Source organism: Nocardioides sp., from assembly GCF_036401255.1.
In the GTDB taxonomy this organism is placed as follows: domain Bacteria; phylum Actinomycetota; class Actinomycetes; order Propionibacteriales; family Nocardioidaceae; genus Nocardioides.
In genome coordinates this window covers 1-7,334 of the sequence record NZ_DASWVI010000457.1, presented here as the reverse complement: position 1 = coordinate 7,334, position 7,334 = coordinate 1, and the positions used below count along the sequence as shown (strand labels likewise).

Sequence of the window (7,334 nt, the reverse complement as noted above, 5' to 3'; positions counted from 1 at the left end):
CGGACGCCACGCTGGCGCTGCGCGACCTGTTCCGGGCCCTGCCGGGGCTCGACGCCGCAGGTCGGCGCACGGCCCAGGGCCTGCTCGCGCGTCCCACCGACGGGGCGGCCGACCGGCTCGGCGACGGCTACACGGTGCCGGCCGAGAAGAAGTGCCGCAGCCACCTGTGCCTGCACTGGGTGACCAGCACCGCCGATGCGCCGCCGAGCCAGGACTGGGTCGACATCAACCTCGCGTTCATGAACAAGGTCTGGCGCACCGAGGTCAAGAAGATGGGCTACCGCGCCCCGATCAGCGACCGCCGGCGCGGGGGCGACTCGAAGTTCGACGTCTACCTCAAGGAGCTCGGCAGCCGGGGCCTCTACGGCTACTGCGTCCCCGAGCGCCAGGCGCCGAACCAGAAGTGGCTCGCCTCGGGCTACTGCGTGCTCGACAACGACTTCGCCCAGGCGCAGTACAACGCCCCGCCGCGGGCGAGCCTGCGGGTCACCGGCGCACACGAGTTCTTCCACGCGGTGCAGTTCGCCTACGACTACGGCGAGGACCCGTGGCTCATGGAGGCGTCCGCGACCTGGATGGAGGAGCGGATCGCCGACAACGTCAACGACAACCGCCAGTACCTCCCCTACGGCCAGCTCGGCGCCCCGGCGCAGCCGCTGGACCTGTTCAACCAGCAGCGGTTCAACCAGTACGGCAACTGGCTGTTCTTCGAGTACCTCTCGCAGCGGTTCGGCAACGGCATCGTCCGCTCGATCTGGACCAAGGCCGGCGCGTACCCGGGCTCCGGGCGTCAGTACTCCACCGCCGCGGTCAAGACCGTGCTGAGCAAGCGCGGCGGGTTCCCGAGCGTCTACCGCTCCTTCGCCTCCGCCAACATCACCCCGGCGCGCAGCTACGCCGAGGGCGAGGGCTGGTCGGCACCGTCGCCGGCGAAGACCTGGGCGCTCACGAAGGCCGACCCGCGCGGCGCCACCACCCTGAAGATCAACCACATGGCGGCACGCAGCGTCGTGGTGCGCCCCGACGGGGCCCTCGCGGGCAAGCGGTGGCAGCTCAAGGTCGCGGTCGACGGCCCGGCCGCGAAGACCGACCCCGGGGTCAGCCTCGTCGTGCGGACCAAGCGCGGCGTCGACCGGCGTACGGTCCGGCTGAACGACCGCGGCCGCGGCGCGGCCGTCCTCTCCCTGCCGAAGGTGCGCGTGAAGTCGGTGACGGTCGTGCTGGTCAACGCCTCGACCCGGTTCTCCTGCTGGCACCGCACCGACTGGTCCTGCCAGGGCCGGGCGCGCGACAACCAGGCGAAGTTCGACCTGCACGCGGTGGTCCGCCGCGCCAAGCGCTGAGCCCCGCACCCGTCCCGCCCCCACGAGAGGTCTAGACCCCCGAGGAGGTCTGGCCCGGGGGGTCTGGTCCGGAGGGCTAGACCGGTGGTATGAGTGACGCGTATCACAGCCGTCACTCGGGCGACGGTCATCAGAGGAGGGAAGTCGCAGCATGCGCACGCATGCCGCGCTGGGGGCGGTCTGATGGAGCATGCTCGCGCGACTTACTTCTGTAGCGCCCTGGGAGGGGCAGACTAGGGAGTACAGATGTCCAAGCAGCTCGTTCTCGCGCTCGGCGCGGGAGGCGCGGCCGCCGCCGCGGTCGTCGCCTCGGCGGCCTCGATCGGCACCGTCAACTCGACCGACCTGGCCGCCGGAACCACCGTCGTCGCACCCTGCGACAGCGACGGGATCGACGTCAGCTACACCACGTCGTACAACGCCACGAGCGAGGAGTACGACGTCACGACCGTCACGCTCAGCAACGTGGCTGCCGCCTGCATCGGCCAGCGGGTCAAGATCACGCTCAGCGACGGCACGGCCTCTCTGGACGAGGCCGATGTCGCCACCCCCGTCTACACGGGACTCCTGGACCAGCGGACGGCCGACTTCGTCGTGGCGGCTGCGGCGGCCGACGTGACCGACCTGGCCGTGGTCATCAGCGGCTGACGGGCCCGTCGGCGGCGCGGGGAGGGCGCCGTCGGTGAGCCGGGGGGCACATGGAGCTCGTGATCGAGCGGACCAGGCGACGGCGGAGGTGGCCGCGTCGCCTGTTCAGCGTGCTCCGGTGGGGCGTGATGCTCGGGGTGCTCGCGGTGAGCGTCCCGGGACCGTGGGGCCCCGCCCGGCTCGGGGTCACGGTCGTGTCCGGGCCGTCGATGCTGCCGACGTACGACCCCGGCGACCTGGTGCTGACCTGGCGCGCCGACGCCTACCCGGTGGGGACGCCGATCGTCTACGGCATCCCCGCCGGGGAGCCGGGGGCCGGGCTGAAGGTCGTGCACCGGGTCGTCGAGGTGCAGCCGGACGGCTCGCACCTGACCCAGGGTGACAACAACCAGCACCTCGATCCGTGGCGACCGACCGACGAGGACATCCGGGGTCGCGTGGTGCTGCGCGTGCCGCGCGGCGGGATCGTGCTGCGCTGGTTCGGGTCCCCACTGCTGCTCGCACTGGTCTCCGGCCTGCTCACCGGCGCCTCGGTGTTCGGGTGGGCACGCCGGCGCGGGGGACCCCCACCCCCGGGCGGTGACGCCGGTCCCCGCCGGCGTCACCGCCGCCCCACCCCCTCGGCCACGGTCGCGCTGCGGGCGACGGTGGTCGGTACGGCGCTGGCCGCCGCCCTGAGCACCACGGGGGCGCAGGCGGCCCCGGTCGGAGCCCTCACGTCGACCGACCTGCAGGCCTTCACGGTCCCGAGCTCGATCGCGGCCAACCCGGTCTCCTACGAGCAGGTCCTCACGAGCGAGACGGCGCTGGAGTACTGCGCGACCGTCACGGTCACCAACCACGCCGACCAGGCCGTCGAGTGGGAGATCACCCTCAACATCTCCCAGCAGCCGTACAACGCCACCTCGGTCTCGTCGTCGTGGAACGTCACCACGGTGTCGTTCCAGCCCGACCTGTGGCGGGTCAAGGGTGTCGCGTTCAACGCGGTGCTGGCCGCGGGCGCGTCGTACGTCTGGGGATACTGCGGCGCCCGGACCCCTCCCGACCTCGCCGACGCCACCGCCGTCGCCACCGTGACGAGCTCCGGTGGCGGCCAGTACTGCGCGACGGTCGCGGTCACGACGACGTCGACCGACTGGATCCGGTGGCGGGTGACGATCGACCACAGCACGCCCGGGCTGACCGACAACAACTACTGGCTGGCCGCGGAGCCGACCAACACGAGCAACGCGACGACGATCTCCTTCGACGGCGGCACGGGCACGTGGCTGGTCCGCGGCTCCGGGAGCAACGAGTACATCCGGGCGAGCAGCCCGGCCAGCTGGAGCTACTGCGCGCCGATGTCGGCCGCGTCCCCGCTGGTCGACGCGACCGTGACCGCGGCCGTCACGAGCTCCGGCGGCGGGCAGTACTGCGCCGACGTGACGGTCTCGACGCTGTCGACCACGTTCATCAAGTGGCGCGCGACCATCGACCACACGACCGCGGGGCTGACCAACGGCGTGTACTGGCTCACGGCGCAGCCCACGAACTTCTGGAACGCGACCAGCATCTCGTTCACCGCGGGCACCGGGACGTGGGTGCTGAAGGGGACCAGCAGCAACGAGCTGATCAAGGCCGGGCAGCCGACGACCTTCGGCTACTGCGCGCCGACGAACGCCAACGCGGAGCTCGTCGACGCCACGGTCTCGGCCACCGTCACCAGCTCCGGCGGCGGGCAGTACTGCGCGAACGTCACCGTGTCGACCACCTCCACCGAGTTCATCAAGTGGCGCGCCACCATCGACCACACGACGCCCGGGCTGACCTCGTCGACGTACTGGCTGACCACGCAGCCCACGAACTTCTGGAACGCGACCAGCGACTCGTTCACCTCGGCCACCGGCACCTGGGTGCTGCACGGGTTGAGCTGGAACGAGCTGATCAAGGCCGGGCAGCCGCAGACGTTCGGCTTCTGCACCTGATCCGACGGGGCGGGACGGTAGCGTCGAACGGGTGGTTCGGCTCTCGACGGGGGACCGGCCGGCGCCGTCTCGCCGGGCGGTGCTCGCCGGTGCAGTACTCGCACCGGTGGCCCTGGCCGACCCGGCCCTCGCCGGCACCCGCCCCGTCCCCCTGCGGCGCCTGGCCGAGCGCCGCGGTCTCGCGTTCGGATCCTCGATCGCGACCTGGCAGCTCGACCCCGGCTACCGCCGGCTGCACGCTCGGGAGGCCGGCGTCCTGCTCACCGAGGACGACCTGCTGTGGCACCGGCTCAAGCCTGCTCCCCACGCGGACCTCGCGTTCCGGCGCGGTGACCGGGTCGTCGGGTTCGCCGAGCGCCACCGGCAGCGCGTCATCGGCGCCCACCTCGTCTGGGACCAGGGGTTCGGCCCCGGTTGGACCGAGGCGGACCTGTGGGAGCTCGACCGGCGACAGGCGAGGCGCCTGCTGTACGGGGTGGTCCGGGCAGAGGTCGCGCACTACCGGGGCCGGATGGGCGCCTGGGTCGTCGCCAACGAGGTCACCGCGCCGCGGCACGCCGACCGGCACGGCCTGCGCCGGGATGTGCCGTGGTGGCACACGATCGGGCCGGCGTACGTCGCCGCCTGCTTCGAGGTGACCCGCGACGAGGACCCGGGTGCGCTGCGGATCCTCAACGAGTACGGGTTCGAGACCGACGCCGGCCCCCACGATCGGGCGAGCGCACGACGTCGGGCCTTCCTGACCGCCGTGGACCATCTGCTCGGGCGGGGCGTGCCGATCCAGGCGGCCGGGATCCAGGGGCACCTGGATGCGCACGAGTTCGGCCGGCGGTTCGACGAGCGCGGCTATCGCGCTTTCCTGCGTGAGCTCGCCGATCGTGGGCTGACGATCCTGGTCACCGAGCTCGACGTCCTCGACCACGGCCTGCCGGCCGACGCCGGACGCCGCGACCGTGCGGTCGCCGACGTCTACCGCCGCTACCTCGACGTCACCCTCGACGAGACCGCGGTGAAGTCCGTCGTCACGTTCGGGCTGACCGATCGCTACACCTGGCTCGAGGAGGACCGGCCCCGGCCCGACGGCAGACACCGCCGCCCACTGGCCTTCGACCGGCGGTTGCGGCCGAAGCCGGCGTACGCCGCGATCCGCACGGCGTTGCGGCACGCGCCGCACCGCGCACCGTTGTGGTGACCGGTCGGCCGCCGGGTCAGCGGCCGGGCGGCAGGTCGAGATCGCCCTTGCGGAGCCGGTAGACCTGCAGCCGCAGGTCGTAGTACTTGTCGGTCTCCCCCACCCACTCCATGCCGATCCGGCGCGCGGTCGCGACACCGCGGACATTGCGCGGCCGGACCACCGAGAACACCTCCTCGGCACCGCTGTCGAACGCGTAGTGCGCGACAGCGTGGGCGGCCTCCGTGGCATACCCGTGGCCCCAATGCGTGGGCGCGAGCTGCCAGCCCACCTCCAGGTCCTCCTCGCCCGGCGGCAACGCGCGCAGCGTCGTGCTCCCGACGAGCGACCCGCCCTCGCGGAGCTCGACGGCCCAACGGCGCTGCGGCGGCTCGAGCTCCTGAGTGCTCCAGCGGGTGAGCAGCTCCTCCATGTGGGCGAGGTCGGTGACCCGGTCCACGGCCGGGCTCAGCCACCGGGTCACGTCCTCGGCGCCATAGATCGCCAGCGCGGCCGGTGCGTCCGCCGGCGTCCACGGCCGCAGCACGAGACGAGCCGTCTCGATGCGGTCCCCCGACACGACCACCTGGTGCTCCATGCCATCCAGAGCGCTCGCCGGCGCCGCGGCATTCCCGGCCGCCGACATGTCGGTGGGTGGATCGGCGTCCTCCCGGGACGTCATCCCTGTCGAGCCCTTGAAGCCGCGATCGAGCTGACGTCCTGCGACCAGACCTCGGCGGCCGCACGTACGCGCGACATGTGTGACCATCGGACCGCCGGCGTCCGCGGTCACGCTCCCAGGTCGAGGGTGTGGTCTGCGTGTTGAGCCTTGGCGGCGAGGTAACGGGCGTTGGCCTCGGAGCGGTGCACGGCGGTCGGCACCCGCGCCGCGACCGTGATGCCGGCCAGGGCGAGCTGCTCGGCCTTGTCGGGGTTGTTGGTCAGCAGCGCCACGCGATCGACGCCCAGCGCGGTGAGCATCTGCGCGGCGACCGTGTAGTCGCGCTCGTCCTCGGCATACCCGAGGGCGCGGTTGGCCTCGAAGGTGTCGAGGCCCGCGTCCTGGAGGGCGTACGCGTCGAGCTTGGGGTAGAGCCCGATGCCGCGGCCCTCCTGCCGGAGGTAGAGGACGTACCCGCCGACGGCCTCGACGCGGCGGAACGCCTCGTGCAGCTGCGGGCCGCAGTCGCAGCGCTCGCTGCCGAAGACGTCGCCGGTGAGGCACTCGCTGTGCAGCCGCACGAGCGGTACGTCGCCGGGCTCGCCGAGCCGGAGCGCAAGATGCTCCCCGGGGTCGGTGAGCCCCTCGAACGTGAACACCCGCGCGAGGCTGGACCAACCGTCCGCGAGACGCAGCGGCACCAGCAGCTCGGTGCGGAGCGTGGCCCTCATCGGGCGTCCTCGAACCGCGCGGACAGCGCGTAGCGCAGCAGGACCACCTCGCCGATGCGGCGCACGTCGACCAGCCGGGCCGGCCGGTCCTGCTGGAACGGGAACGGTCCGTCCGCGACGAACCGGGGTGCCCGGGAGTCGCCGACGAAGAACGGCGCCACGACCAGGTGCAGCTCGTCGGCGAGGTCGTCCGCGAGGAACTGGGTGTGGATGGTGCCGCCGCCCTCGACCATCAGCCGGCGCACCCCACGCGCATGCAGGTCCTCGCTCATCCGGCGCATCGTGACGCGCGCTCCCCCGTCGACGACCGTCGCGACCGCGCCGAGCCGCGAGCGCGCCTCGCCGGCGACGCCGGAGCCGCAGTAGACGAGCTTCTCGGAGTCGCCGGTGGTGAAGAACCGGCCGTGCGGGTCGAGCCGGCCGCGGCACGTCACGGTCACCTTGAGCGGCGAGGGCTTCAGTCCGCGCGCCACCCGGTCGTCGCGCCGCTCCTGCTTGCGCACCAGCAGCCGCGGGTTGTCGTTGCGGACGGTGGCGGCCCCGACGAGGATCGCGTCGGACTCGGCCCGGACGGCGTCGACCCGGTCGAGGTCGGCCTCGTTGGACAGGATCAGGCGCTGGTCGGTGGCGCTGTCGAGGTAGCCGTCCAACGACATGCCGCAGCTGAGCAGGGTGTAGGGCCGGTCAGGCACGGGCGAGCACCCCCCGGGTCAGCAGGACCGCGCCGGGCAGGGTGGCGGCCAGCGCGAGCACGCCGTACACGACCGCGACCGTCGCGCCCTGCGCGGCGCCCAGCCCGGCGCCGGCGAAGGCCCA

The 7,334-nt window shown here is 72.6% G+C and carries 7 protein-coding genes; 4 read left to right on the top strand and 3 right to left on the bottom strand.

From position 1 onward, the window contains the following. The 4 genes from VGD85_RS20875 to VGD85_RS20860 all read left to right on the top strand — a co-directional run. Positions 1-1,343: MXAN_6640 family putative metalloprotease (locus tag VGD85_RS20875; RefSeq protein ID WP_331065354.1), on the top strand; the 1,343-nt coding region annotated here is incomplete at its 5' end. 246 nt (positions 1,344-1,589) lie between these two features. Next, the gene (locus VGD85_RS20870; protein WP_331065353.1) at positions 1,590-1,991 is read left to right on the top strand and encodes a hypothetical protein; all 402 of its coding nucleotides are present in this window, start codon (positions 1,590-1,592) and stop codon (positions 1,989-1,991) included. A gap of 50 nt (positions 1,992-2,041) precedes the next feature. Further along, a complete protein-coding gene (locus VGD85_RS20865) occupies positions 2,042-3,955 on the top strand; it encodes a hypothetical protein (RefSeq protein ID WP_331065352.1) in 1,914 nt (637 codons plus the stop codon). Between the two features lie 31 nt (positions 3,956-3,986). Next, on the top strand, positions 3,987-5,147 hold the full coding sequence (locus VGD85_RS20860) for an endo-1,4-beta-xylanase (RefSeq protein WP_331065351.1): 1,161 nt from the start codon (positions 3,987-3,989) through the stop codon (positions 5,145-5,147). Positions 5,148-5,163: 16 nt separating this feature from the next. Here VGD85_RS20860 and VGD85_RS20855 read toward each other — a convergent pair whose 3' ends face one another. The 3 genes from VGD85_RS20855 to VGD85_RS20845 form a co-directional block, all read right to left on the bottom strand. Then, positions 5,164-5,808: a GNAT family N-acetyltransferase gene (locus VGD85_RS20855; RefSeq protein WP_331065350.1), complete on the bottom strand. Its 645-nt coding sequence runs from the start codon at positions 5,806-5,808 to the stop codon at positions 5,164-5,166. A 107-nt stretch (positions 5,809-5,915) separates the two neighbouring features. Beyond that, positions 5,916-6,518 (bottom strand): GTP cyclohydrolase II, encoded by a 603-nt coding sequence (locus VGD85_RS20850; protein WP_331065349.1) that lies wholly within the window; start codon positions 6,516-6,518, stop codon positions 5,916-5,918. After that, positions 6,515-7,210: a RibD family protein gene (locus VGD85_RS20845; RefSeq protein ID WP_331065348.1), complete on the bottom strand. Its 696-nt coding sequence runs from the start codon at positions 7,208-7,210 to the stop codon at positions 6,515-6,517. The genes VGD85_RS20850 and VGD85_RS20845 overlap by 4 nt, the downstream gene beginning before the upstream one ends. Between the last annotated feature and the right edge of the window lie 124 nt (positions 7,211-7,334).